The sequence below is a fragment of the Pseudoalteromonas sp. T1lg10 genome, from assembly GCF_002964545.1.
Taxonomy (GTDB): Bacteria; Pseudomonadota; Gammaproteobacteria; order Enterobacterales; family Alteromonadaceae; genus Pseudoalteromonas.
In genome coordinates, this window is sequence record NZ_PQBV01000004.1 from 175306 (window position 1) to 200903 (window position 25598).

At 50.6% G+C, this 25598-nt stretch carries 28 protein-coding genes, 1 tRNA gene and 1 pseudogene; 19 read left to right on the top strand and 11 right to left on the bottom strand.

Annotated elements, in window-relative coordinates; translation table 11 throughout:
- Window positions 1-47: 47 nt before the first annotated feature.
- Entirely contained in the window at window positions 48-635 is a 588-nt protein-coding gene (slmA, locus tag C2M17_RS03140; protein WP_105199418.1) for a nucleoid occlusion factor SlmA, read from the bottom strand.
- A 95-nt stretch (window positions 636-730) separates the two neighbouring features.
- Window positions 731-1918 carry a bifunctional phosphopantothenoylcysteine decarboxylase/phosphopantothenate--cysteine ligase CoaBC gene (gene coaBC / locus C2M17_RS03145; protein ID WP_442792592.1) on the bottom strand — a complete coding sequence of 396 codons (1188 nt, stop codon included), beginning with the start codon at window positions 1916-1918 and terminating at the stop codon, window positions 731-733.
- Between the two features lie 117 nt (window positions 1919-2035).
- Here coaBC and radC point away from each other — a divergent pair, with 117 nt between their 5' ends.
- From radC to rpmG, 3 genes are all read left to right on the top strand, one after another.
- Window positions 2036-2710, top strand: a complete 675-nt coding sequence (gene radC / locus C2M17_RS03150) for a RadC family protein (protein ID WP_105199420.1) — start codon at window positions 2036-2038, stop codon at window positions 2708-2710.
- Window positions 2711-3036: 326 nt separating this feature from the next.
- Window positions 3037-3273, top strand: a complete 237-nt coding sequence (gene rpmB, locus C2M17_RS03155; RefSeq protein WP_105199421.1) for a 50S ribosomal protein L28 — start codon at window positions 3037-3039, stop codon at window positions 3271-3273.
- Window positions 3274-3285: 12 nt separating this feature from the next.
- Window positions 3286-3441 (top strand): 50S ribosomal protein L33, encoded by a 156-nt coding sequence (gene rpmG, locus C2M17_RS03160; protein WP_005493124.1) that lies wholly within the window; start codon window positions 3286-3288, stop codon window positions 3439-3441.
- A gap of 78 nt (window positions 3442-3519) precedes the next feature.
- Here the strand turns inward: rpmG and C2M17_RS03165 are convergent, their stop codons facing one another.
- Window positions 3520-5373, bottom strand: coding sequence for a cation:proton antiporter (locus C2M17_RS03165; protein WP_105199422.1), 1854 nt, complete (start codon window positions 5371-5373; stop codon window positions 3520-3522).
- 550 nt (window positions 5374-5923) lie between these two features.
- Here C2M17_RS03165 and proB point away from each other — a divergent pair.
- Together proB and C2M17_RS03175 are read left to right on the top strand one after the other, a co-directional pair.
- On the top strand, window positions 5924-7030 hold the full coding sequence (proB, locus tag C2M17_RS03170; protein ID WP_105199423.1) for a glutamate 5-kinase: 1107 nt from the start codon (window positions 5924-5926) through the stop codon (window positions 7028-7030).
- On the top strand, window positions 7027-8274 hold the full coding sequence (locus C2M17_RS03175) for a glutamate-5-semialdehyde dehydrogenase (RefSeq protein ID WP_105199424.1): 1248 nt from the start codon (window positions 7027-7029) through the stop codon (window positions 8272-8274). The genes proB and C2M17_RS03175 overlap by 4 nt, the downstream gene beginning before the upstream one ends.
- 91 nt (window positions 8275-8365) lie before the next feature.
- Here the strand turns inward: C2M17_RS03175 and C2M17_RS03180 are convergent, their stop codons facing one another.
- From C2M17_RS03180 to C2M17_RS03190, 3 genes are all read right to left on the bottom strand, one after another.
- Entirely contained in the window at window positions 8366-9085 is a 720-nt protein-coding gene (locus C2M17_RS03180) for a glycerophosphodiester phosphodiesterase (protein WP_105199425.1), read from the bottom strand.
- Entirely contained in the window at window positions 9082-9945 is an 864-nt protein-coding gene (locus tag C2M17_RS03185; protein ID WP_105199426.1) for a DMT family transporter, read from the bottom strand. Before C2M17_RS03185 ends, C2M17_RS03180 begins: the two co-directional genes overlap by 4 nt.
- Window positions 9946-10239: 294 nt before the next feature.
- Window positions 10240-10315 (bottom strand) — tRNA-Ala (locus C2M17_RS03190).
- Window positions 10316-10468: 153 nt separating this feature from the next.
- Between C2M17_RS03190 and C2M17_RS03195 the strand changes: the two genes are divergently transcribed.
- Both C2M17_RS03195 and C2M17_RS03200 read left to right on the top strand, forming a co-directional pair.
- Window positions 10469-10861, top strand: coding sequence for a hypothetical protein (locus C2M17_RS03195; RefSeq protein ID WP_105199427.1), 393 nt, complete (start codon window positions 10469-10471; stop codon window positions 10859-10861).
- The gene (locus C2M17_RS03200; RefSeq protein ID WP_105199428.1) at window positions 10861-11406 is read left to right on the top strand and encodes a prolyl-tRNA synthetase associated domain-containing protein; all 546 of its coding nucleotides are present in this window, start codon (window positions 10861-10863) and stop codon (window positions 11404-11406) included. Before C2M17_RS03195 ends, C2M17_RS03200 begins: the two co-directional genes overlap by 1 nt.
- On the opposite strand, the gene C2M17_RS03205 is transcribed toward C2M17_RS03200, so the two are convergent.
- On the bottom strand, window positions 11352-12494 hold the full coding sequence (locus tag C2M17_RS03205; RefSeq protein ID WP_105199429.1) for an MFS transporter: 1143 nt from the start codon (window positions 12492-12494) through the stop codon (window positions 11352-11354). The genes C2M17_RS03200 and C2M17_RS03205 overlap by 55 nt on opposite strands.
- Before the next feature lie 166 nt (window positions 12495-12660).
- Here C2M17_RS03205 and C2M17_RS03210 point away from each other — a divergent pair, with 166 nt between their 5' ends.
- The 4 genes from C2M17_RS03210 (at window position 12661) to C2M17_RS03225 (ending at window position 15750) form a co-directional block, all read left to right on the top strand.
- Window positions 12661-13203: a DUF2058 domain-containing protein gene (locus tag C2M17_RS03210; protein ID WP_105199430.1), complete on the top strand. Its 543-nt coding sequence runs from the start codon at window positions 12661-12663 to the stop codon at window positions 13201-13203.
- A 160-nt stretch (window positions 13204-13363) separates the two neighbouring features.
- Entirely contained in the window at window positions 13364-13663 is a 300-nt protein-coding gene (locus C2M17_RS03215) for a c-type cytochrome (RefSeq protein WP_442792501.1), read from the top strand.
- Between the two features lie 131 nt (window positions 13664-13794).
- Window positions 13795-14562, top strand: coding sequence for a class II aldolase/adducin family protein (locus C2M17_RS03220; RefSeq protein ID WP_105199754.1), 768 nt, complete (start codon window positions 13795-13797; stop codon window positions 14560-14562).
- Window positions 14563-14574: 12 nt separating this feature from the next.
- Window positions 14575-15750 (top strand): mandelate racemase/muconate lactonizing enzyme family protein, encoded by a 1176-nt coding sequence (locus C2M17_RS03225; protein WP_105199432.1) that lies wholly within the window; start codon window positions 14575-14577, stop codon window positions 15748-15750.
- A 52-nt stretch (window positions 15751-15802) separates the two neighbouring features.
- Here C2M17_RS03225 and C2M17_RS03230 read toward each other — a convergent pair whose 3' ends face one another.
- Together C2M17_RS03230 and C2M17_RS03235 are read right to left on the bottom strand one after the other, a co-directional pair.
- Entirely contained in the window at window positions 15803-16174 is a 372-nt protein-coding gene (locus C2M17_RS03230) for a hypothetical protein (RefSeq protein ID WP_105199433.1), read from the bottom strand.
- Window positions 16174-17742, bottom strand: a complete 1569-nt coding sequence (locus C2M17_RS03235) for a S41 family peptidase (protein WP_233997906.1) — start codon at window positions 17740-17742, stop codon at window positions 16174-16176. Before C2M17_RS03235 ends, C2M17_RS03230 begins: the two co-directional genes overlap by 1 nt.
- A gap of 177 nt (window positions 17743-17919) precedes the next feature.
- Here C2M17_RS03235 and C2M17_RS03240 point away from each other — a divergent pair, with 177 nt between their 5' ends.
- Window positions 17920-18333, top strand: coding sequence for an META domain-containing protein (locus tag C2M17_RS03240; RefSeq protein WP_158677898.1), 414 nt, complete (start codon window positions 17920-17922; stop codon window positions 18331-18333).
- 3 nt (window positions 18334-18336) lie between these two features.
- Here C2M17_RS03240 and C2M17_RS03245 read toward each other — a convergent pair whose 3' ends face one another.
- The gene (locus C2M17_RS03245; protein ID WP_105199436.1) at window positions 18337-18729 is read right to left on the bottom strand and encodes an acyl-CoA thioesterase; all 393 of its coding nucleotides are present in this window, start codon (window positions 18727-18729) and stop codon (window positions 18337-18339) included.
- 74 nt (window positions 18730-18803) lie between these two features.
- Here C2M17_RS03245 and C2M17_RS03250 point away from each other — a divergent pair, with 74 nt between their 5' ends.
- Together C2M17_RS03250 and C2M17_RS03255 are read left to right on the top strand one after the other, a co-directional pair.
- The gene (locus C2M17_RS03250; protein WP_105199437.1) at window positions 18804-19532 is read left to right on the top strand and encodes an SDR family NAD(P)-dependent oxidoreductase; all 729 of its coding nucleotides are present in this window, start codon (window positions 18804-18806) and stop codon (window positions 19530-19532) included.
- Window positions 19510-20448: an amidohydrolase family protein gene (locus tag C2M17_RS03255; RefSeq protein ID WP_105199438.1), complete on the top strand. Its 939-nt coding sequence runs from the start codon at window positions 19510-19512 to the stop codon at window positions 20446-20448. Before C2M17_RS03250 ends, C2M17_RS03255 begins: the two co-directional genes overlap by 23 nt.
- Here the strand turns inward: C2M17_RS03255 and C2M17_RS03260 are convergent.
- Entirely contained in the window at window positions 20445-20774 is a 330-nt protein-coding gene (locus tag C2M17_RS03260; protein WP_105199755.1) for a 5-carboxymethyl-2-hydroxymuconate Delta-isomerase, read from the bottom strand. The two genes, C2M17_RS03255 and C2M17_RS03260, sit on opposite strands and share 4 nt — an antisense overlap.
- Before the next feature lie 270 nt (window positions 20775-21044).
- Here C2M17_RS03260 and C2M17_RS03265 point away from each other — a divergent pair.
- From C2M17_RS03265 to C2M17_RS03285, 5 genes and pseudogenes are all read left to right on the top strand, one after another.
- Window positions 21045-21823: pseudogene (locus tag C2M17_RS03265) on the top strand (hypothetical protein).
- Entirely contained in the window at window positions 21820-22446 is a 627-nt protein-coding gene (locus tag C2M17_RS03270) for a LysE family transporter (RefSeq protein WP_105199439.1), read from the top strand. The pseudogene C2M17_RS03265 and the gene C2M17_RS03270 overlap by 4 nt, the downstream one beginning before the upstream one ends.
- Complete coding sequence (locus tag C2M17_RS03275; protein ID WP_105199440.1) at window positions 22443-22955, top strand: gamma-glutamylcyclotransferase family protein; 513 nt, start codon at window positions 22443-22445, stop codon at window positions 22953-22955. The genes C2M17_RS03270 and C2M17_RS03275 overlap by 4 nt, the downstream gene beginning before the upstream one ends.
- A gap of 60 nt (window positions 22956-23015) precedes the next feature.
- Entirely contained in the window at window positions 23016-24563 is a 1548-nt protein-coding gene (locus tag C2M17_RS03280) for a serine hydrolase (RefSeq protein WP_105199441.1), read from the top strand.
- A gap of 98 nt (window positions 24564-24661) precedes the next feature.
- Window positions 24662-25594, top strand: coding sequence for a histone deacetylase family protein (locus tag C2M17_RS03285; protein ID WP_105199442.1), 933 nt, complete (start codon window positions 24662-24664; stop codon window positions 25592-25594).
- Window positions 25595-25598: the final 4 nt, after the last annotated feature.

The window sequence follows — 25598 nt, forward strand, 5'->3', positions numbered from 1 at the left end:
TTGATATGTCGGCGCAAAGCACCGACCTATAAGGTGCGAGGGGGGAGCTACAACCAGATCTTTTGCAGCTCTTGCCACTGCTTCTCAAACTGAGCACTGGGCTTGGCGGTAAAGTTAGAGCGCACAAACTGGTTCATCTTGCCTTCCACATAGGCAAGGAACAGGTTGGCCAGGGTGGCTTCGTCGCTGGCAAAAGCCTTACCTTCGCGCAGCTTACGTTCACGTAGAACTTGCTTAAACTGGGTTTCCAGCTTTTCAAACAGGCTTTGGATGCGCTCGCGCAGACGCTCATTTTCCCCTTGCAGGGCGTCGCCGGTCAGGATACGGGTGATGCCCGGATTCTTCTCGGCAAAAGCCAACACCAGCATCAGCATGTTATACACGCGGCTTTGCGTTTCTTTTTCGTTTTCTAAAATGATGTTGATGCGTGAGAGCAAGGTGTCTTCGATAAACTCGATTAAGCCTTCGAACATACGTGCCTTGCTTGGAAAGTGACGATACAGCGCCGCTTCCGATACCCCCACCTCAGCTGCCAGCTTGGCGGTGGTAATACGTTGACCCGGGCTAGTCTCTAACATTTGCGCTAGTGATTGGAGAATCTGCTCTTTGCGATTAGTGCGGCGTGTGGCAGCCATGGCGTTCCTTTTTAAAGCTCTTTAGTGGTCTTTGACCTTTATTATGAACGCCATCTTAATGCTTTCTGAAATCCCTTTCCAGTTTTTTACATGCTTTAAATCAACTTTGCAGCAATATTTTCCATGACAGTGAGCGCTAACTTATGCTTGTCGGTTAATGGCAGGCTTAGTTCGCTGTCGGCGCTAAACAAGGTCAGGGCGTTGCTGTCGCTGTTAAAGCCTTGTCCCTGTTTTGCCACGTCGTTGGCACAGATCATATCCAGGTTTTTATTGCGCAATTTGCCTTTGGCATAAGTGGCAACATCCTGAGTTTCGGCGGCAAAGCCAACGGTAAACGGACGCTGTTTGGTTAAGGCGGCCACGTCGGCAATAATGTCCGGGTTTTTCACCAAAGTCAGGGTCAGCTCCTCCCCTTGTTTCTTCATTTTTTGTTCGGCGATATCGGCGGCACGATAATCCGCCACCGCGGCACAGCCGATAAAAATATCCGACTGCGGCGCTAAGGCCAATGCTTGTTGGTGCATCTCCAGTGCGCTTTGAACACCATACACTTGGCATTGTGCCGGTGGCGTCAGGCTCACCGGGCCGGAGATCAAATTCACCTTAGCGCCCAGAGCCAGTGCCGCTTCGGCCAGGGCATAGCCCATTTTCCCCGAACTATGATTGGTAATATAACGCACCGGATCGAGCGCCTCGCGGGTTGGTCCGGCGGTGATGGTGACGGTTTTGCCCGCCAACACCTGCTCGTGCGCGGGTGTGCAGATAAGCTCTACCAATTCCATCGGCTCCAGCATACGTCCGGCACCCACATCGCCACAGGCCTGCTCGCCGCTGCCCGGGCCCCAAATGGCGACACCGCGTTGAGCCAAGGTGGTTAAATTCGCTTTGGTGGCTGGGTGGGCATACATTTGTTGATTCATCGCCGGGGCGATAGCGACCTCGGCATCCGTGGCCAGCAACAAGGTGGTGAGGAGATCATCGGCAATGCCGGCAGCCATTTTGGCAATTATGTTCGCCGTTGCCGGGGCAACTAAAATCAGATCCGCCCATTTGGCAAATTCGATATGGCCCATGGCCGCTTCGGCTTGAGGGTCGAGCAGGGAGTCCGACACCATTTCACCGGATACCGCCTGCATGGTCAGGGGCGTGATAAAGTGTTTGGCACTGTCGGTCATCACCACTTTAACCTCACAACCGCGCTCTTTAAGGCGACGTGTTAATTCGGCACATTTGTAGGCGGCAATGCCGCCGCTGATCCCAAGGACCACTTTTTTGTTTTGCATAGCGAACAATAATTCAGTTGATATTTAAACGGGTATAACGCCCCAAACTGGGGTAAAAGATACCAGATGTCGGCCCCTTGCACTATAGTTTAGCAATTAGCAAAGCAAGGAGTGCTTATGCGTATCACCGACATCCCCCAAGCGCAAAGGCCGCGCGAGAAGCTGCTTGCCAGCGGCGCTCACAGCTTATCCGATGCCGAATTACTGGCCATTTTCTTTCGTACCGGTGTGCCCGGCGCCAATGCCGTGGAGCTGGCGCAGCAGGTGTTAAGCCATAGCCAGGGACTGTCGCCCTTGTTGAGCGCCGAGCATGATGATTTTTGCCGCTGGCGCGGTATGGGCACGGCTAAGTATGTGCAATTACAGGCGGCCATCGAGTTGGCAAGACGACATTTGCTCAGCGCCTTAGAGCGCGACACCTTGTTTGATTCGCCGCAGGCGGTGCGTGATTTTTTGCTGCTTGAGCTAAAAACTCAGCAGCGGGAGCAGTTTTTAGTGCTGTTTTTAGATGCGCAGCACCGCTTAATCACCAGGGAAGTCTTGTTTCAGGGCACCATAGATGCAGCGTCCGTCTATCCGCGCGAGGTGGTAAAGGCGGCACTGAAGCACAATGCGGCAGCGGTTATCTTGGCTCATAATCATCCCAGCGGCGTGGCCGAGCCCAGCCAGGCGGATAAACTGATCACCCATAAACTTACTCAGGGGTTGGCGCTGGTGGATATTCGGGTGCTGGATCACCTGGTTGTAGGCGGCAGTCAATGCGTGTCTTTTGCCGAGCAGGGACTGCTCTAAACGCTTTCCGTTATTTGTTGTTCGTTTCAGAGTATGTAGTTAGTTCACACCGCGAGCAGAAGGCGTTTAGATGGTGCTCAGAGTAAAGCGCAAAAATAAACGCCTTTAGTGCAATTTAAATGCAGTTTTTGCTTTCCCTTTGCCGCCTAGATCTCTATAATTGGCCGCTATCAAAATTCATACATGAGCTGATTCTGAGATCAGGTTTCTTGATCTTTGCCTGTCTATGCTGTATAAAGAGCGCCCTTCGATTTATCCCGGGGCAGTATACAAAAAGGCCATAAGGGAAAATTAAGCTCGAGCGAAGTTATTGGAGATAAATAGACATGTCTAAAGTCTGTCAAGTTACAGGTAAGCGCCCAGTGGTAGGTAATCACCGCTCACACGCGCGCAATGCGACTAAGCGTCGTTTCCTACCTAACCTACAAACTCACCGTTTTTGGGTTGAAAGCGAAAAACGCTTTGTATCACTACGTACTACTACTAAAGGTATGCGTATTATCGATAAGAAAGGCATCGACGCGGTTCTAGCAGAAGTCCGTGCTCGCGGCGAAAAAGTTTAAGGAACCTAAGTCATGCGCGATAAGATTCGTCTAGTTTCAACTGCCGGTACTGGTTACTTCTACACTACCGACAAAAACAAGCGTAACATGCCTGAAAAAATGGAGATCAAAAAATACGATCCTAAAGTTCGTAAGCACGTGATCTTCAAAGAAGCGAAAATCAAGTAATTTGATTCTTAGCTTTTACAGCATATGCTAAAAAACCCGACTTTATGTCGGGTTTTTTGTTATCTGATTTTTATTCCTTTAATTCGGATTCTTCGTTGCCTGCAACTGCGGATTTTTGCTTGAACCGTTTTGTTGAGCATCTTTGATCAGCGACATTTTCGGCGGCTGCAACGCGACAATTTTCTCCCCTTGCTCCGGCGGTCGCTCCATATCCTCGGTAATGATACGCACAGATTTCTCGGCACCAATAATAAATAAGGGAATGGCCTCGGCATTAAATTCCTGGTATTGCTGCCAGTCAAATTCTTCACTTAAGCGTGTTGCACTGACCTTGCCGCCCTTGGCTATCAGGCTGCTGAGCTTGGCGTAGGAGCCATTATCGCCAAAGAGGATCTGCCGTGATAAGAAGGTGGCACTGTCTTTATTGGCTTTGGCGTGGTTTTGCGAAGACTTTAGAGAGAACACCTTATTCTCCCCCAGTAAATGGCTAAAGTATTGAATACCCAAGGCATTGTGATGGCGGTTTGGCGACAGGGCCAATACCTTATTGAGGTTGCCAAGAGGGAGGTAACGCTCGGCATGCTCGGATTGCGGGTTGCCGTAGTAGCAGGGCAGGCCATCCATGCGTGCCATTTTGCAGTTTTCCCAGGCCGGATCGGAGAGATGCACATCTATGTCCTGATCTTTTAAGCCACGGGCAATGGCGCGAGAAACATGGTTGGCACCAATAAACAGCAGGGTTGATGGCGCCGGTTGGCGCACTTCCAGCAGTTTTGCTAAGGGTACGGCACTGAGACTGTTAAGCACGACTGTCACTATGATCACGGTAAAGATCAGCGGCACCATTTTATCGGCATCGAGGATACCGGCTTCGGCCATACTGAGGGCGAATACCGAGCCCACGGCTGCGGCGACTATGCCTCGTGGTGCTATCCAGGCCAACATAATACGGGACTTTATCGGCAAGTCGCTGCCATAGGTGGAAAGCAAGATATTCAAAGGACGCGCTACAAACAGCACTATGGCGAGGAAGAAAAACACCTGCGCATCCAGAGCCATTAAATCTTCGATCTGCAGGCGCGCCGCCAAGAGAATAAACAGGGTGGAGATAAGGATCATGGATAAGTCTTCTTTAAACTCCAGCACCGAGTCTATTTCCAAGTCATCCTGATTTGCCAACCAGATCCCAAATACTGTCACTGCCAGCAGGCCCGACTCATGACTGAGATGATTGGATACAGTGAAGCTGATCAGCACCAAAGCAAGGGTAAAGAATTTATGTAGATCGTAGGGCAGCCATTCACGACGAATAAGCTGAGTGGTGATCCAACCTGCGGCGGCGCCAAGTGAGAAGCCAACGCCTAAGGTGGTCACCAGGGCGCCCAAAGTATGGCTAAATACATCGCTTTGACCAACCAGCATTACGGCCTCAAACACCAAGACAGCAAATAAGGCGCCAATGGGATCAATCACTATGCCTTCCCAGCGCAGCACTCGGTCAATATCCTGGGTTGGGCGCATGGCATTGAGCAGCGGCGCAATCACGGTCGGCCCGGTTACCACTAATACGGCACCCAGTACCGCGGCCACCCGCCAGTCCAGCTCAAGCAGTAAGTAAGCGCTGGTGCTGATCACCGCAAAGGTCACCAGCATGCCCACAGAGCACAGGTTTCGTACTACTTTGCCTATGCCTTTTAGCTCTCGAAAGTGCAGGGTTAATGCGCCTTCGAACAGGATCACCGCCACCGATAAGGAGACCACGGGGAAAAGCAGTTCACCCAATAGCTCATCGGGTTTGAGTAAGGAAGTGGCAGGTCCGAGTAGAAGACCGGTAAGAAGGAGGAATAAAATCGCGGGAACGCGAAAGGCCCAGGCGAGCCACTGTGCAATAACGCTGCATAGCGCAATTCCTGCAATATAAACAGCTGACATAAAAACCCTTTTAATCTATCCGTGAAATTTAAGTATGAGGTAAGTGAGCATCGATGACAATGTCGCTCGGCAAAATCCTAACCTTCAGCTGAGCCTTTTCAGCTGTTTATCGTTTGAGTGGAAATTGGTATCAGGTCTAACGTTTTTGTTTCTGTTTTAAATTCTACCCTTTCATTGCAAGGTGATGGTGCTACGTAATATAAATAGGCTTTATGTTCTTTATTGCCCCGTTATCCTTGATATTTAGTGACAGATCCGCATAATAACCTTCGTACATAAAATATTAGAGTGCTAATTAATTGTGGTTTTGTGCTTTATGGAGCCAAGCAAACCACAACTGTTAGTGCTTTTTCTTAACTCCCTTGGGTTGTGGCTAAGCCTTATGCGTCAGTCGCTGTGCTGGCCAACCCTAGTTACTCACGGCCCGCTCCATAGCGGCTTTTTTATTGTTTAAATTAGGCCCTTTTTTCTTCGTGATATCGCCACGGCGATAGGCGAGGCTATGAGTTGGTTTATCACCTAAAACCCTGTTGGTAAGGATGTGAAGCACATGCAAACGTTTAAATGGCAACGTATCGTACTTAAAGTGGGCAGTGCCTTAATTGCGCCGGAGCAAAATGGTTGCAGCTCCCGCTATCTGCTCAGCATTGCGCAGTTTATTGTTCGTTGTCGGGCGCAAGGCATTGAGGTGATCTTGGTCTCCTCCGGCTCGGTAGCCGCCGGCTCACACCTGTTTCCGGCCGATAAAGCGCGCTCAGTGGCGATGAAAAAAGCCATGGCCGCGGCGGGACAAACTGAGATGATGGCAGCCTGGGACCGATTTTTCGATTTTCCTTCGGCGCAAATCTTACTGACTCATGGTGACTTGCGTGACCGTGAGCGCTATAAAAGTATTCGTGAAACCATCTTTACCCTGCTTGATCACGGTGTGCTGCCTATTATTAATGAGAACGACACTGTGACCACGGACGATCTTAGGGTGGGCGACAACGATAACCTGTCCGCCATGGTTGCGGCCGCCGCCGATGCGGATGCCCTGATGATTTGCTCTGACGTCGATGGCTTATTCGATAAAAACCCGAATTTACACAGTGATGCTGTGTTGTTGCCCGAGATAAGCAAGATCGACGATTCGATTTATGCTATGGCCGGCTGTGCTACCAGTGCCGTGGGCACAGGAGGCATGAAAACCAAAATTGAAGCGGCAGAGAAGGCAACTTCGCACGGGATCACCACCTTTATTCTAAATGGTTTTAAGGAACAAACTTTTAATCGTTTACTTGAGGGGGAGAATCCGGGCACTATCTTTATGCCGTATGAAAAGCCGATGCAAGAAGCGATTCACTGGCGCACACACACCGCCAGCGAGCAGGGTGAACTTGTGGTTGAAGGGAGTTTTACCGAGCCTCTGGATAAAAATAGCGAACAGCTTAATCCCCATGAGATAGTTGAGGTGCGGGGCGAGTTTGCGGTTGGCGACACCATTTTAGTGCGCAGCGACGATGGCACTAAGCTGGCCAAGGCCAGGGCTAACTACAGCAGTTGTTTGCTGAACTTTATAGCCGAGAACGAAAGCACAGAATTCAGCGATGAGGTGCAAGATTCAATCGGCCCGATTATTTCAGATGAAGACATCGCAGTATTGGAGAAATCATGAGTTTAGTTAAGGATATTTCCGCCCAAGCAGCCAAGGCCGCCAAAGTACTGGCCTTGCTTGATACCGAGAGTAAAAATACCGTATTGCGCGATATGGCCAAGGCGCTGCGCGACAATAAAGAGCAGATTAAAACGCGCAATGAACAAGACCTTGCCCAGGCCCGTGACAATAACCTGGCCGCGGCCATGGTTGACCGTCTGACCCTGACCGATGACCGTATCGAAGATATGGCCGTTGGTATTGAAACCATTGCCGAGCTTGACGATCCTGTGGGCCAATTACGCTCGTTAGGCGAGCGTCCCAATGGCATCAAAATTACCAAGATGCGGGTGCCGCTTGGGGTGATCTGCATGATTTATGAGGCGCGCCCGAACGTCACCGCCGATGCCGGTGCCTTGTGTTTTAAATCAGGTAACGCGGTAATTTTACGTGGTGGTAAAGAGGCACTGGCCTCAAGCATGGCCATCGCCGAGGTGCTGCATCAGGTATTAGAGCAGCATAATTTACCAACGGCGCTGATCTCGGTGATCCCAGATCCAGACCGTGGTCTGCTGATGGAGCTGATGCGCCAGCGCGAGACCATTGACCTTATTATTCCTCGCGGTGGTGAAGGCCTGATTAACTTTGTCACCGAAAACAGCACCATTCCGGTGATCCAGCACTTTAAGGGCGTATGTCACCTTTATGTGGATAAGGACGCAGATTTGGATATTGCCCTAAATCTGCTGTTGAACGGTAAAACGCAGCGCACTGGGGTATGTAATGCCCTGGAAGGCCTAGTGGTGCATCAGGCTATTGCCCCGCAATTTTTACCTATGGCTGCCAAGGCCTTGGCCGAAAAAGGCGTGCGTATTAACGCCGACAGCCAGGCGGCACAGTACTTTGATGGCGCCAAGGTGATAGGTGAAGACGAGTTCGGTGAGGAATACCTGGACTTAGAAATTGCCGTGTGCATGGTAGAAGACTTTAACGCCGCGGTGGCCCATATAGATCGTTTTGGCAGCTTTCATACCGAGGTGATCTGCACCCAAAATGAGCAAACGGCGGCGCTGTTCCAACGCAGTGTGGATGCGTCTGTGGTTATGGTGAATGCATCATCACGCTTCTCAGATGGTTCACAGTTAGGCTTAGGTGCCGAAATTGGTATTGCCACTACCAAATTGCATGCTTACGGTCCTATGGGGCTGGAATCCCTTACCACGGAAAAATACCTGGTCAATGGTATTGGTCAGGTGCGTGACTAATAAGGATTCCTCTTAAATAAGAAGCCGCTTGATAGCGGCTTTTTTTATGCATGTTGCGACTCGGCTGACAAAGCTTAGCTGACAAAGCGCTTTAAGCCATGCCTGCTTGGTTTTCTCCATGCTGTGCCAAGACTTTCTTGGTATTGCATGGGAAGTTGGTAAAGACGCCATCTACCCCCAGTGCCTGCATGGTTAAAATATCTTCGTCTTTATCTACCGTGTAGGCATAGACCTCCAGCCCCCGCGCCTTTGCATCGGCGACAAACTGATGATTAACAAAGTTTTTATCCAAGTGCAGGCTATAGGCATTAAGACGCTGAGCAAATTCCGCATAGCCTAGGGGAATAGACGATGTTAATGCGCCAATTTTGACCCAGGGCAGATGTTGCTTCAACCATTGCAGTTGGTGGTGATCAAAAGAAGAAACAATAAGTTGATCGCGGTTGAGTCGGCCTTGGTCGACATTGTGCTCCAAGGTGCTGACCAGCTTATCGAGGGAAAAGGTGTGTTTTAACTCCAGGTTCAGCAGGGTCTTATTGCCTACCCAGTCAATCACATCTTGTAAGCCCGGCACCTTTTGTCCATTTCCGGCATCCACCCGCCTAATATCGGCAAAGGCGGTGGCATTAACCTTGCCTTGCCCCGAGGTGGTTCTGTCCAACCAGGAGTCGTGGATGATAACGTAGTCATCCAAACAGCTTTGCAGATCTAATTCAATGCCATCGACACCTATGTCTAACGCCGAGTTAATGGCGATTTCGGTGTTTTCCGGGTGGTTGCCGCTGGCTCCGCGGTGTGCAAAAACCTTCATTTTGGTTGCCTCGAGACTGACCAGGTTTCAAAAAGGGCAGCGCTGACTATCATCAGACCGCCGATTAACGTCGCCGTATCGGGACGCTCTTGCAGCAGCATAAACGCCAAAATGGTTGCGTACAAGGGCTGTAAACAAGAGATAAGCCCGGCGGTGGTGGCGCTGAGCCCTCGCAGAGAAGCTGCAAATAAGGCATGGGGCGCGGCGGTAAATACAATGGCTACTAGGAGCAAGAGGGTAATGTCACGCTCGGGGATGTCCGTCACCGGCACCTCGACAAAAGCGCACAGCATCAGCGCCGCAACCAGGGTTTGGTAAAACATGGTTTGCGGGCCACTGTAATGGGTGAAATAACGCTTTTGGAAAATATTGCGCAGGGCAAAGCACAGCGCCGAAAACACCCCGGTAACTATCCCCAAAGTGACATCGTTGCCTAAATTCGCTTCGGGCACCAAGAGGTAAATTCCTAGGCTGACCACCAGGGCGCTGACTATATCCTTGGCTTTTGGCCATTGACGATGAAACAGGGGTTCTATTAAGACGGTCAGTACCGGATAACTGAAAAACGCGATTATGCCTATGGTGATCCCCGCCAGCTGCATGCCGGCAAAGTAAGTGACCCAATGTATGCCAACTATCATGCCTAGCCCAATGGCAATAGCATAATCTTTACGGCTGCTTAAACGTATACGCTGACCCTGAAAACCAAGCAGCAAGGCCAGGACGGCTGCGGCCACCGCGGTGCGATAGACGGTGATGTCTAAGGCCGAGAGATTGATCAACTTGGCAAACAGGGCGGTGCCGCCAAATAAGAGTACGGCAACGTGCAGATAAATAAGGCTTTGTTTATGGGGATTCATAACGGCAAGGCTGAATTTTTTGTCAGCATATCATGGCAATTAAGGCAGAGAAATGAAGGAGTCGGGCATTTTCGTGTAAATGCGACCAAGGGCTAATCTAGGGGGATAATTAGCTAGGGATGGGCTTGGGTGCCAGGCTAACACAAAAGTCTATTTAGAAAGAAAGTGGTGGAGCTAAGCAGGGTGAAAAACGCCCGAAAAAAGCACTGCTTTTTTAGTTTTGAACGCGAGGTAAGGATACCGAGCTGGGTGGTCGCAGGGATGCTAACCAATAAATTAGATATAGAAAGAAAGTGGTGGAGCTAAGCAGGATCGAACTGCTGACCTCCTGCGTGCAAGGCAGGCGCTCTCCCAGCTGAGCTATAGCCCCACTTCTTAGGTGGACTCCCGAAGGAATGCTGATCATTTTATAAATTATTAGATGCTGGTCAAGCATGGGAACAGAAAAAACTGCGATAAATTGACCAAATGTGTGCGGGCTTTGTTACAGTAGCGGATAAGTATAAGAACAACAGTCGAAGTTATGAAAAGCGCTCTGTCCCTTTTATTATTTACCGCCTTGTTACTGGGCTGCTCGTCCGCCCCGGATGAGCGTCAATATGAAATTCATAGTCAGGATTTTTACGCCAAGCTTGATGATCAGGGGCGCAAGATTTTTGCCTATGTGATGACGGTTAAAGCCAGTAAGCGTGCCGCCTTGGATCTCAACAAGCCCATCAGTCGCAAGCAAATGAAAACTTATATCGAACGCGAGCATTTTGATGAATCTAGGGTGCTTAAGTTACAACTTGAAGATGAAGCAGCAGCGGCGCTGAAAAAAGAGTTAAAAGAGCGCGATTATTGCCCCGATGCCTATGAGATAAACCAGGTTCTCTGGCGCGACTTTAGCGTGCAGTTGCGTGGCGTTTGTTTGTAATGGCGGCAAGTATAGAAGAGTTGGCTGCGCTGTTGTCGCAACTGAATATCGATTGTGAAAAGATCACCCATCCGCCGCTGGCCACCGCCAGTGCCGCCGATGAAATAGCCCTGCACCGACCCGGCGTGCGTTTGAAAAACCTGTTTTTGCGCGACAATTACGGCCGTCGTCACTTTTTGCTGATCACCGCCCATGATGCGCTGGTGGATCTTAAGGCGCTGTCGAAGGCGCAGCAGGTGTCTCGTTTAGGTTTTGCTTCCGATGATCGCTTACTGCGCTATCTGGGTGTGCGCCCCGGTTGTGTATCCATGCTGGCCCTGATGAACGACCCTCAGCAGGAGGTGGAGTTATGGCTGGATGCGGCTATTTGGGATGATTCCCAAAACATTAACCAAGACGAAACCTTGTACCATTGTCACCCCTTCGATAATGAGCAAACCTGGCTGATGCCCAAGGCCGGGCTCAACAGTTTGTTTAAGCACTGGCAGCGTCAGCCCTTGGTGTTGCCCGTGGCTAAGCGTTGCGGCAGCACTATCAAGCCATAACCCATTAAGCAGACAAGCAAAATACAGGTCAAAAATGCATACTCGCCATATTCCTGATAAAGCAGCCCGGGTAAAAATGAGCCCAGGGCGCCGCCGCTGTAATAAAACGACACATAGACACCATTGGTCAGGCTGGCACTGGCGCTACTGAGGCGATTCACCAGCGGTGCGGCACTGGCATGAATAATAAACATGGCGGCGCAGAAGCAGGTAAAGGCGATAAGGAACACGCTCAGGTGCTGATAGAACATCAGTACTATGGTGGCACAATAGAATATAAATACGCCGCCGAGCAAGGCAAACACATTCCTAAAGCGCCTGTGCAGATAGGGGGTGATCAAGGTCGCTAAGGCGCCAAGTAAATAGCCGCTATAGACTAAGCCAATATTTTTGGTGCTGCTCATGGCATAGGTGCTGCGCAGAATAAAGGGCAGGTAATTCAGCAGTGCGGCAAAGCAAAAGAACATGCAAAACACCGCCCCATAGAGGCTGATAATGCGCGTTGTGGCCAGCGCCTTGATATTCCCCCGCCAAGGCGTGTGGGCCTGATAGACGGGCTCGGTCTTGGCGCGAATCAGTAAAGCCAACAAGAGCAAGAGTAAGGAATTTAGCCAAAAGAAGCTCTGCCAGCTCAGGTATTCGGCAAAACCCGCCGCTAGGGCGCGACCTAAAAAGCCGCCGGCAATGGTACTGCCGATATAGCCACTCATTTTGGTGTTGATATCTTCCCCTTTAAAGCGCAAAGCTATGCTGGCGGTCATGGCCGTGAGGGCGGCGGGTAGTGCCAGGCCTTGTAACAGGCGCAGGGATTGTAACTGCCAAAACTCGGTGCACAGGGGTACTAGGGCATTGCTAAAGGCAAGCACCAGCATCACAATTTGCAGCACCCGATAGAGGTTACGACGATTGAGAAAAACGCCATAAAACAAAGGGGCTATGGCTAAGGGAAGCATGGTTAAGGTCATTAGCGACCCGGCACTGGCGGGGCTGACCTGATATTGCTGGGCAAAAAGCGCAAGCAGAGGCTGCACCGCATACAGCACAAAAAATATCACCACAGAGCAACAGAGCAACAACCAATAGGGCATAATAACGGACGTCAGAGACCAGGCGCGAGGGAGTGTATCATAGCCTCAAAGAGAGGGATAAAGCTTGCGATTAATCAAAGTGGCATCAGTTCGGCCATGCTACTGTCATTTCGTCAAAGGATGGGTAAAATAACCTTATTAAGTTAGTTTGTTGAAAGTGACAATTATGGGTTCTTTACAAGATCAACTGCTAAAAGCAGGCTTAACCACCGAGCACAAGGCCAAGGTGGCAAAAACAGAAAAGCGCAAAGCGCAAAAGAAAAAGAAGAAAAAAGGTGCCACGAGCGATCAAAGCGATTTGCAAAAGCATATCGAGCAAACCAAAAAGGCGCAGCAGGAAAAAGCGACACAACTTAATGAGCAACGCCAGGAAGAGCTCAAAGAGCGTGAACAGGTAGCCCGTGTGAAGCAGATTTTAGAGCATCACAACCAGGACGAAATTCGCGGTCCACTGACCTTTAACTTCACCTATGAAAACAAGGTGAAGGAAATTGAGGTGAATGCACAAACGCAAAAAGCCCTGGCCAATGGTCGCTTGGCCATTTGTGTGCTGGAAGGAAAATTTTATGTATTGCAGGATGAACCTGCGCGTAAAATCGCTGAAGTAGATGAAAAATATATTGTTTTCCATGTTGAAAGCGATGATAAAGATGTCGATGAGGACGATCCTTATGCAGGCTACGAAGTTCCTGATGATCTGATGTGGTAATGCGCCATTTTTTGATTGCCGGATGCTCAGCGTCTGTTAATTCTTAGTTGCTACAGTAAAGAACAAGGGTCTACACTCATTGCTAGTGGGGGGGGAACCTCCCCAAATTTTACCGTCAATTATAAGAGTAAATATTATGAAAAAGTTCACTAAAGTACTTATGGGAGCCGGTGCGATTGCTGTTTCTGCAATGGCGATGAATGCGCAAGCGGCAGACGGCAAGGCGTTATACACAGAGAAAAACTGTCACACCTGTCATGGTGCCGACGGCAACGCGCCAATTATGCCGCTTTATCCTAAGCTGGCTGGCCAGAACAAAGAATACCTAGTGGCGCAAATGAAAGACATCAAGTCTGGCGCTCGTGCCAACGGCATGTCAATGGCGATGAAAGCCATGGTAGCGACCGTTTCTGACGAAGAATTTGCTGCGATTGCCGAGTACCTTGCTGGCGTTAAATAACGTCAGGTACAAATTTAGATAAAAAACCACCGTATGAGTTTTACTCTGCGGTGGTTTTTTGTTGAATGGCAGTTGATAAGTGTTTAGACTTCTATCCATCTATAAATTGTGCGGAGTAGTGCATGACCCTGATCCCCCAGTTACCTAAATTAAACCTTAAAGATAAGGTCAGCGAACAAGAATGGCGCCTGCGCGTCGACCTGGCGGCCTGTTACCGCTTGGTTGACCATATGCGTTGGGGCGATCTGATTTACACTCATATGTCGGCGCGTATTGCTGGCACCGACGAGTATCTGGTTAATGCCTTTGGGCTGAGTTTTGATGAGGTGACCGCCTCGAATCTGGTGAAGGTAAATCTTAACGGCGAGATCTTAGATGATACCCCGCATGAGATTAACCCTGCCGGTTTCACCATTCACAGCGCCATTCATGAAGTGCGTGACGATGCCCATTGCGTGATCCATCTGCACACCAAGGAAACCATTGCCGTGGCCAGCGTTGAAGGTGGGCTTCAGCCTTATTCACAACATTCTATGTTCTCCCTGCCATCCTTGTCGTATCACGACTATGAAGGGTTGGCGGTGAACGAGGATGAAAAGGCGCGTTTGCAGCGTGATTTAGGCACCACCAACCATATGCTGCTGGTGAATCATGGCGGCTTAACCGTCGGCCCTACGGTGGGTGATGCTTTTATGCGTTTTTATGACTTGCAACGTGCCTGCGAAATTCAGGTGGCGATGCAAAGCATGAAGCAGAACCCGATTCGGGTGCCGCAAGCCATTATCGACAACAGTTATCATCAAGCCAATGTGGTACACAGCGGCAGTACTGGCGGGCAGTTAGCATGGCCTGCAATGTTACGTAAAGCGTATCGTTTAGACCTGGGTTTTGCCGAGTAAGAAGGAAAGAATATGAAAGTTAATCGCGTTGAAGTTTTCGACATTCACTGCCCAGACCGTCCGGCGTGGACACCCGTTTTTGTTCGTATTCACACCGATGAAGGGATCAGTGGTGTTGGTGAGGCTGGTCTAGCTTATGATCTAGGCCACAGCGCTGCGGCGGCCATGATTAAGGAAATGGCCGAGGCCTTCTTGATCGGTCACGACCCGTTTCAAACTGAGCTACTGTGGTCGCGCATGTTGCGTGAGAGCTTCTGGGGCTTGGGCGGCGGCCCGGTAGTCTATGCAGCCATGAGCGCCATAGATACGGCGCTTTGGGATATCAAGGGCAAGGCCTTGGGCTTACCTGTGTATCAGCTGCTCGGTGGTAAGGTAAACGATGAGCTGCGTACCTATGCGTCGCAACTGCAGTTTGACTGGGACAGCGAGTTTAAAGCCCTGGTGCAGCCGCAAGAATATGCCGAGGCAGCACTTAAGGCCATAGCCGAAGGCTATGATGCGGTGAAGGTGGATCCCATTCAATACGATAAGCACGGCAACACCTATTATGATCGCACCAAGATAATTTCCCGCGCGGAAATGAAGCTGTATCGCGCTCGTATGCAGGCAATCCGCGAAGCCGTGGGCGATGAGGTAGATATTATTTTTGAATGTCATAGCCTGCCCGGTGCTACGTCTGCGATTCAAATCGGTGAAATTGCCGAGGAATTCGACTGCATGTATTACGAAGAGCCGGTGAATTACTTGAATCATTCCTTGCATGCCAAGGTGGCCGACAAGGTTGCCGTGCCCATTGCCGGTGGCGAGCGCTTGTATAACCGTTGGGGCGTACGCCCTTATCTGGAAGATCAGAGTATCGACGTATTACAGCCGGATATCGGTCTGTGTGGTGGTTTTACCGAAACCAAAAAGGTGTGTGATTACGCCGATATTTTCGACGTGCGTATTCAGGCTCATGTCTGCGGCGGCCCGGTAGCGACCGCGGCGTCATTGCACCTGGAGACGGCGATCCCCAACTTCTTAATCCATGAACACCACACCTATGCCATTAAAAAATGGAACCGCGAGTTGTGTATTCAAGACCCGCAACCGGTCAACGGCAAGTTTAAGGTCAGTGAAGAGCCGGGTATAGGTATCGAGCTAAATGATGAGGTGGTGATGCGCTCGGCTCGGGTAGAGATAAAATAGATATTAATAAATGGGTAAGAAAAAAGCGCCGACATTAGCCGGCGCTTTTTTCTTAACGACAAGTCAGGGTCGGGGCGGGCAATATCTGCTCGCTATTAAGGTGCTGCAAGTAGCACAACTGACCATCGGTGAGCAGCATAAAGCGCTGTGGCATTTCCAGTTGCTTGCCTATTAAGGGATTACCCTGCGCATCGCTAAAGGGTGGTGACTCCAGCACCAATGAGCTTTTTTGCATAAACACGTCTTCGCGCACCTTCACTTCCTTGATGTTAAGGGCCTGGGCAACCAGGGTTGCAACCTCTTGCTGGTTTGGTTCGCTCAGCAGCGCCGGGCGCAAGTCGTCCTGATTCACCGTACTGTTACAGCCACTGCTGGTGGCCAGTGTGAGCGCCGCCAGCAGGCTGTGAGACCAAAACTTACGCATTAGTTAAGCTCCTTGGGTAAGGGGGTTACTACGCGGTTGTTTTTCAACTGGGTTTGCCAGCGGTTGTCGCTAATACTCAGTCCCACCTCTGAAACAGTGCTTTGCACCGCATAACCTTTTAAGCCTGCTGCCGTAGTGGGGGCCGGGCAAAAGCCTGTGGTGCGATAGTTTAACGCCGCTGCCAGCATGGCTTCGTTTTGATCACCCAAGAGGTGGGTGAAGTCATCGGCCACCGCACATCCTTCTACATAGACGGGGGCCAGTTCGACGTTCGGTGTGTTTTCTGGAGCAAAACCATCAGAGTACTCACCAAAGCCGGCATGGTTTACGCCGGTAAACTGAATGGTGAAGAAGGTGGTGTCACAGTTATCAGTGGGGTAAAAGCCGTAGGGCTTACCACAGGTATTACCGCCAATGAGGATAACTTTAAAACCGCGCGCGGCAGGGATGCCGTTTAAGCCGTTGATCAGCGCCTCACTGGCCGAACAGGTACTGCTGGATGACAGGACAAAAACGCGATCCAGGTTGAGGCTTGGCAACTTGGTGCCCTTGCGGATCCCTGAGTCGGGATCGAAAGCCAGGTACTCATCAATAAAGGGGATGGGCGTGAGCGCTCTGCCGGTCACCGGGTTGGTGTTTGGATATTTGTCATTGAAAATGGTTTTTTCAAAAATAAGGCCGTCTGTATTATATGGCCCCGCGACCATATAACCCAGCTGCGCCGCCATGTTTAAATAGCCGCCGCCGTTATAGCGCATATCGATTACCAGATCGCTAATGTTGCTTCCTGCCAACTGATTAAAGGCATCATACAATTGGCGCTCCGCCGGGGCATTGTGATCGTTAAACTGAACATAACCGACATTACCACTGTTGGTGGCTATGGTGCTCACATTCATCACAGGATCTTGGATAAATTCACCTGTGGTCAGGGTGATGTTGCGCTCCTCGTTTGAACCGACCAATTTAAAGGTAAAGGTGTTTTGTACGCCCTTAACACTTGGGAATAGGGCACTATTGAGCGTCTCTACGTCGTCGCTGTTGATCATATCGACGCCATTTACGGCAATGATTTCCCAGCCGCGTCTCACTCCTGCTGCACTTGCAGGGGTATCAGGGTCGGTGTAGCTAACCACCACTTCGCGAGGTGGTGCACTGCGAATTAACTTGAAATTAAAGCCATAGCCCATCACGGCGCCGCTTTCCTGCATTTTCTGGTATTCGTCGGTGGGCAAGCTGAAGTGAAAGTTATCCTTAGCCGCGCCGGAGGCGGTGGTGGCATTGGTCTTTAAGGTATTAAAGTAGTCGATAACTCCGGCAACGGAAGCCGGGTTTCGGTCGATGATTTCGTCATACCATAAATAGGTTTCATTGCTCCAAGAACGCAGCCAGTTTTTCTCGTTGATGGCGCTGCATTGTCCTTTGAACTGACTAGACGGCGCAAAAACGCCTTGGGTCCAACTGGATGGGGTGTCGCCACCATTGTCATCTGTGCTACCACCACCACAGGCCAGAAGCGAAGCGCTCAGGGCGCTAATAAGTAAAGGTTTTATAAGCTGGGTCGTCATGTCGAAATCCATTTTTTAGGTGCTCTGTTACTAACTCTATACTAAAGCGTATGTGGGTGTAAAAAGGAAGTTAAAAGTTAAGTTTTATGGCACTTTATTAAGTCGTTATCGGTGCAAATTTACTGTCTTTGCTTTAGCATTGAGGGCATTAGCAGCTGTGAGTTCAAGGTCACAAGGGTGAGAAAGAATTTAATATTGGCGATGGTGTTAATAACCGGATTAACGGCTTGTGCCGCACAAGATCAGCGCACAGCCGATGCACTCAAATTTCAACACTGGTATTTAACCAGCATAGATGGGCAAGCGGTAAAAACCGATAATACCTATGTGGGTTTTATCGACGCACTGCAGTTAAACGGCCACACCGGTTGCAATCACTTTTTCGCCAGCAGCAAGGTGGAAGAACAAAGGTTGCAGGTCACTAATCTGGGCATGACTTACAGGGTCTGTGAGGGGGAAGTGCAGCGCAATGAAAGTGCCTTGCTAAGCACCCTAAAGTCATCGCCACTGCTACAGATGGATAAAGAGACCCTGACCTTAACAGGGGCTCATACCCTTACCTTTGTCGTTGGTGTTGCGCCTGGAACCTGAGTCCTAGGCCGCAAATAAACGCTCTAACTGCGCTGGCAAGAAGGGACGTCCTTCGGCATTGACCGAGGTGCCGATAACTTTGGCTTTAAGCACCAGTCTGTCGTCGCTGGCGCGGTAAATATTCTGAATAAAGGCAAACTTAAGGCGGCTTTCGCGCACCATCTCAACGCCAATATAAAACTTATCGCCGGGTACCAAGGAAGCCTTATAATCCATTTCGCTGCGCACTACCACCAGGTTGATACCCTCTTTGGCCAAAGCCACAAAGTCAACATCCTGCTCTAACAGGTACTCATGGCGGGCATGTTCCAAGTAGTTGAAGTACACGCTGTTATTAACTATCCCTTGCAAATCGCATTCGTAGTCACGCACTTTCATATCAAGACGAAATGTCATTATTTTTAATCCTATATTTTTATTTAGCGCTGATGCTAGTATTAGCTGATATGTACATCAAGGCGTAAATGAATATGAGTGAAGTCGCTATTGTAACGGGTGGCAGCAAGGGAATTGGTCTGGCCATTGTAGAAAAGTTAGCAAACCAGGGATATAAAGTTTACAACTTGGATATTGTCACTTCCGATATAGGCGAGTATCGCCATTGTGATGTGCGCGATGTGGCCAGTGTGCAGCGGGTGATCGCCGACATCTGTGAGCGCGAAGAGCGTGTGGATGTCTTGGTCTGCAACGCCGGTATTCACCGCAGTGCCAATATTGAGCAAACCTCTGAGGCCATGCTCGATGAAGTGATTGCCCTGAACATCAAGGGTGCCTTTGCCGCGACGCAATCCGTGTTGCCCTTGATGCGTGAGGCCAAACGAGGTTCTATTGTGTATATTTCTTCCGATCAGGCCTTGGTGGGTAAACGCAATTCCTTCGCCTATAACCTGTCGAAGGCGGCACTGGCCTCGATGACGAAAACCACAGCGCTGGATTATGCCGAGTTTGGCATTCGTGCCAATGCCGTGTGTCCGGGTACCATAGAAACGCCATTGTTCCACAGTGCAATCGACAACTTCTGCGCCAATACAGGTGCCGATAAGGATACAGTGGTGGCCGAGGAGTCGGCACTGCAGCCTCTTGGTCGCTTAGGGCAGCCAGAAGATGTGGCTAATCTGGTAGCCTTTTTGGTCAGCGAAGAAGCCAGCTTTATCACCGGCTCCCTGCAGGTGATTGATGGTGGTTATACGGCGCAGTAATGAGTCCGTGGCAGCCTTAATGGAGAAGCCTTTGGCAACACCCATGGCTAAGTCCATGACTACGCCCGTGTTTGATCCCCATGTGCATTTTTTCGCTTATGGCCGTGGGGATTATTATTGGCTTAAGCAGCAAGGGCCGCCGTTTTGGCCGCAAAAGCAGTGCATTCAGCGTGACTTTTCCATGGCTGACTTACACCTAAGTGAGGGCCTGACCTTACAGGGCGTTGCCCATATTGAGGCGGGGTTTGACAATCAACACCCAGCCAAAGAGCTGGACTGGCTGCAAGAGCTGGGCTTTAGAGGCCCGGCAATCAGTTATGCGGCCATAGACCAAGCACCTGAGCAGTTCGCCGCTTCTTTGCAGCGGTTAAAATTCCCCTTGTTACGCGGAATTCGCGATATCACCGAAGACCTTGATGGAGAGCGCCTGTTAAGCCCTAATGTAGGTAAAAATCTTACCTTGCTTTGTGAGCAGGGCTTGCTTTTTGAGGCCCAGTTTAGTCTGTGTGAGCCCGAGCTAGCGGCCGCTGTGGTGGCCCATGCCAAGGCCAATCCAAGGCTGAATATAGTGATCAATCATGCCGGCTTGGTGACCCCTGCTACCTGGGATACCTGGTTGGAGGGTTTAAGCTTGTGCGCAGGGTGCGACAATATTTATCTTAAGTGTTGCGGCTGGGAAATTACTCACCCGGATGGCGATATAAACTGGCAGCAAAAGGTGATCCACACGGCCGTATCGCACTTGGGCTACCAGCGGGTAATGCTCGCCAGCAATTTCCCCTTATGCTTATTTAAAACCAGCTATCAGCAGCTGTGGCTGGACTATCAAGCCATGGATTTACCCCATTTTAGCTCTTTAGCCTGCGACAATGCGCAGCGTCTATATGGTACCGAGACACGGACTCCCGACGCTTAGCACTTCAGATAGATCTCTGGATCTAAATCACGCACATCCACGCTTAAACAATCTGAACGGCGGCAGTAGGTGCTAAGGCACTCCAGCAGTTGGCTGCTCAGTTGCTGCTTTTGCTCGCGAGTGCGCCCAGCCATAATGTAGGCGCATATATGGATAAAGCCGTCCTTACCATCCCCCAATTCATAATGTTGGTAGGCAATGGCACGCGTCTTAATGGTGGCTAGTTCGAATAGGCCGCTGGCATAGGTGGCCTGGTGCACCTTGTCCACTAATACTTGTGGTAACACCGGCAGGTCTTCGGAATGTTCTATGATGATATGGGGCATGGTCACACTCGTTAACATTACATAAGTAGCGCCAGTGAGTAAAAAGACCAATTTTATTAAAACCATGCTCAATCTAACGAGCACTTTTTAATGTAATTGGTATATCTGGTTTAGCACATTTTTAGAAAAATGCCAGTTCCTCTGCGCAAAGCCTATAGAGCCAAGTCTTGGTGCCTTGTTCACCGAGCGTGTGTCGTCGCACCCGGCTGTTATTTTCTATTTGAATTGGTATGCTTGGCGGTAAGAACCTAAGTTGCAATAAAAATGACTATGTTAAGCTGGTTAAAACCTTCGCCTTTACTTGAAGAGCAAGAGCAGCAATGGCTGCTGGATACCTTTTTATGGGCCTATGAACACTTTGATGGTGATTATTTTCGCCAGCAAAGCCAATTGGTCCTGCCCACCAACGCGTTTTTTGCCGGTCAGAGCCATAGCGTGGCGCAAATGGCGGAACAGGTTTTTACCCAGGTAAAACGTACGCTGGTCTTGAAAAATGGCCCCTGGTGTTGGTCGCACCTGAGCTGAGTCAGCCGCAGCGCTTCCCGCGTATGGAGTTTGCGAATTGTTTACGCGGCCCAGAGGCTCAATTACTGAGTAGTGATGGCCAGGTACAACTCTCATACAACCCGCAACAGATCAATCAGCCACAGGATCTGATTGCCAGCTTTGCGCAGGGTATGGCGCGGGTCATGATTTATCAGGGCGGTCACTTGCCTCCTGGTGGTGAACAATACCTGGATGCCGCCACAGAGGTGGTGGCCAGCTTCTTTGGTTTTGGCGTGATGCTGAGTAACACCGTGTATCAATTCCGCGGCGGTTGCGGCAAGTGTTATAACCCCTATGCCAATCGCTCCAGTGAGCTGTCCGAGCAGCAACAGGTGTTTCTATTGGCGCTGTTTTGTCATATTAAGGGCATAGACAAAGGGGCGGCGCATCTAAAAGGGCACCTGCGCAGCTATTTTAAAAAGGCGACAAAAACATTGCGCGCCTTAGGACAAACCAGTGCCGATCCCTTGTTGCTCTCTCTGCTCACCAAGGAGCAGGCATGAGTTATTGGCCCGAGTTCGCCGCCATAGCCATTGCCCACTTTTTTGCCGTTGCCAGCCCAGGCCCGGACTTTGCCGTGGTACTTAAACACAGCGTCAGTTATGGTCGCGCTAATGGTTTGGCTACCAGTGCCGGGGTGGGCGCCGGGATTCTGGTGCATATCTTTTATTGTTTGCTCGGTGTTGCCTTATTGATCTCTCAGGCGCCGACCTTGTTTATGGTGCTGAAATACTTGGCCGCTCTCTACCTTGGTTATTTAGGCGTGCAGGCGCTGCGTAGTAAGCCTGCGGCGGGTGAGTCTGAGCAGGCCCAGCCGCAACCGCAGCTGCATCAGAACTTGCTGGTGGCCTTTCGCCGCGGCTTTTTAACCAATGCCCTGAACCCCAAGGCGACCTTGTTTTTTCTCTCGCTCTTTACCCTGGTAGTATCGGTACAAACGCCAAAAATGGTGCAATTAGGCTATGGTCTCTATATGGCCTTGGCAACCTGGGCCTGGTTTTCTCTGTTGTCGCTGTTGCTTTCTAAGCAGCGGGTTCGGGGCTTTTTTAATGCCAAGGGGTTCTGGTTTGACCGCGCCATCGGCGTGGTGTTAATAGTATTAGCGATTCAGGTGGTGTTGTTATGACACAATATTATTTTGCTTTCGGCTCCAATATGTCGGCGCATCGTCTTGGCGAGCGCTTGCCCAATGCTCGGCGCGTCGGGGTGGCCCATTTACCCGACTATCGTCTAAGCTTCGATATGCTTAGCCTCGACGGCTCGGGAAAGTGCACCATTCACCGTGAAACTGGTGCCAGCGTGTATGGCGTGGTGTGGATACTCGATGTTGAGCAGCAGGAATACCTGCATAAAATCGAGGGGCCGCGTTATGACGTCGCGCATATTGAGGTGACCTTAGTCGACCAGCAAGAGCAGGTCCGAGCCTATTGTTATATCGCCAATACCCTAGATCGGGTGGCCTTGCCGTTCGATTGGTATGTCCAGCATGTGTATCGCGGTGCCCAAGAGGCGAGCTTGCCACAGCACTATATTGCTGAAATCGCCCGCCAAGCCAGTATTGAAGATCTCAATCGCGAGCGGCACCTGAGGGAGATGCAGATCCACGCCGGCCAGCCCCAGAAGGGTGACTGTTAGGGCGAAATGGGCGCTGCTGGAAGATCAGGATTCAGAAGTAACTCAAAAGGAATAATAACAATGAAATTTAAAACGCTGCTGCTGTGCAGCGCTGTGCTGCTGGGGTTGAATAGCCCGGCGCAAGCCAAGCTGGAAGAACAAAAAATTACCGCTGCCATTGAGCAATCCATGGCCCGTTTCGATGTGCCCGGTATGGCCGTCGCCGTGGTCGCCGAGGGTGAAATCGTTTATGCCAAGGGTTTTGGTGTGCGTCACCTCGATACCAAGGAGCCGGTAACCGCCGACACCCTGTTTGGGATAGCTTCAAATACCAAGGCCTTTACCAGTGCGGCCTTGGCCATGCTGGTGGATCAAGGCAAGTTAAACTGGGATGACAAGGTCATTGACCATCTTCCGGAGTTTCGCCTGTATGACGCGTACGCCACGCGGGAGATGACCATTCGCGATCTGCTTAGCCATCGCAGTGGTCTGGGATTGGGGCAGGGCGATCTGATGATTTGGCCGGACACGGATAAATCGGTGGACGATATCATCCAGAGCCTGCAGTATCTTAAGCCTCAGTCCAGTTTCCGCAGTACCTATGCCTACAATAACCTGATGTTTGTCACCGCCGGTGAGGTGGTCGCCCGTGTCAGCGGCATGAGTTGGCAGGACTTTATCGAGCAAAAGATGCTAATGCCTTTGGGCATGGAGCAGTCACGCGCCGGTTTTTCCCGTATCGCTGAAGACAATAATAACTATGCCACCGGCCATATTCCCTTTAACGGCAAGCTGAACCCCTTCTTCGTCAATTATCTTGAAGACTTCCGTGGTGCCGGTGCCATTGCCTCGAACGTGAAGGAAATGAGTCTGTGGTTGAATACCCAGCTTAACGCCGGGGTTATGGCCAATGGCGAGACCCTGTTTAGCGCCAAGCAGCAAGAGCAAATGTGGCAGCCGCATATTAATCGCGCCGTTTCTAAAGCGGCCTTTACGGCGACCAGACAACAGTTCAGTGGCTACGGCTTAGGCTGGTCTATTGTTGATTACCATGGCTATAAACGCGTCGGCCACGGCGGCGGTATTCTTGGCATGGTGTCGCAGGTTTCTCTGCTGCCGGAGAAAAAGCTCGGTGTAGTGGTGCTGTCGAATCAGCAGGCCTTTGCGGCGCTTTCGGCGGTGACCGAAGAAATCTTTGAGCAGGCGCTGGAGCTTGAGGATCAAGATTATGTTGAGCGTTTTGCCGAGCGTCATTTTAAAAACAAGGAGCAGGCCTACGCCAATGCCAAGCCGGGTTTAGTCGAAGATTATCAAAGCGCCTTACCGCCTATCTACTATACCGGCACGCTTCATGATGCCTGGTATGGCGACGTGGTTATCGAGCAACTTGATGGCAAGCTGCGTATTGATTTTACCCACACCAAGCGCTTAAAGGGCGAACTGCAGCATCACAGTGGCAACAGCTTTATTGTTAAGTGGGATGAGCCCATGCTCGAAGCGGATGCCTTTATCCACTTTACCCTGAATGAGCAGAATAAGGTAAGCAGCGCCAGGATGCATGCCGTTTCCACCGAGGTCACAGATTTCAGCTTCGATTTCCGCAACCTGGATTTACGTCCGAAGAAGTAGGCCAGTCCTGAAAGCATACAAGCTAACACCAAAGTCGCAGGGTCAAGGCACTGCGACTTTGTTAAGCTCTTGATTAAAGTGTTTAATGCAGCCAGCTTATGTCCCGTATCGCCGTTATCACTCACCCCGCCTGTCGCCGCCACCAAATGGGCAGCGATCATCCAGACTCGCCCGCTCGCCTGGATGTAATTCAAGACCGCCTGCTTGCCAGTGGCTTAGATTTAGAGCTAGCACAATTACAGGCGCGCAAGGCCGATCGTCAGGACTTTCTTAGTGTCCATTCCGAGCAGTTGGTGTCCTTAGTGGAGCAACGTATTCCGGATCTTGGCTATGCGGATCTCGATGGTGATACGCGCTTGTGCCCCGAGTCACTGCAGGCTATAGAGCGTGCTGTTGGTGCCGGTTTAACGGCCGTGGATGAGGTGTTAGCGGGAAACATAGATGCTGGCTTTTGTGCGGTGCGCCCGCCCGGTCACCATGCCAGCCGAGAGCACAGCGCCGGTTTCTGCGTTTATAACAATCTCGCTATCGCCGTGCGTTATGCGCAGCAGCAAGGGATACAGCGTATAGCCATTTTGGATATAGACGTGCACCACGGCGATGGCACCCAAAGCATTTTTGCCGATGAGCGCAATGTCTTGCTGTGCTCCTTGTTTCAAAATCCTCTTTATCCCAACCCCGAGCCGGTCGACAGAGCCAACCTGATCCAATCACCCCTACCACCGGCCAGCGATGGTAATGACTTACGCCGTCTGGTTGAAAGCCAATGGTTACCGGCCTTGACCCATTTTGCTCCACAATTGATATTTGTATCTGCTGGCTTTGACGGGCATCTGGAAGACGATATGTCGGCACTCAAATTTGTCGAGCAGGATTATGCCTGGTTTAGTCAGCGCCTCGGCGAATTTGCCAAGGCCCATGGGGTGCTGGGCATAGTGTCATTTTTAGAAGGGGGCTACCATTTATCGGCCCTGGCCCGCGGTGTTGAGCATTATCTGCGTGGGCAACTGGCGGCCTATGAAGGGCAATAGCAGC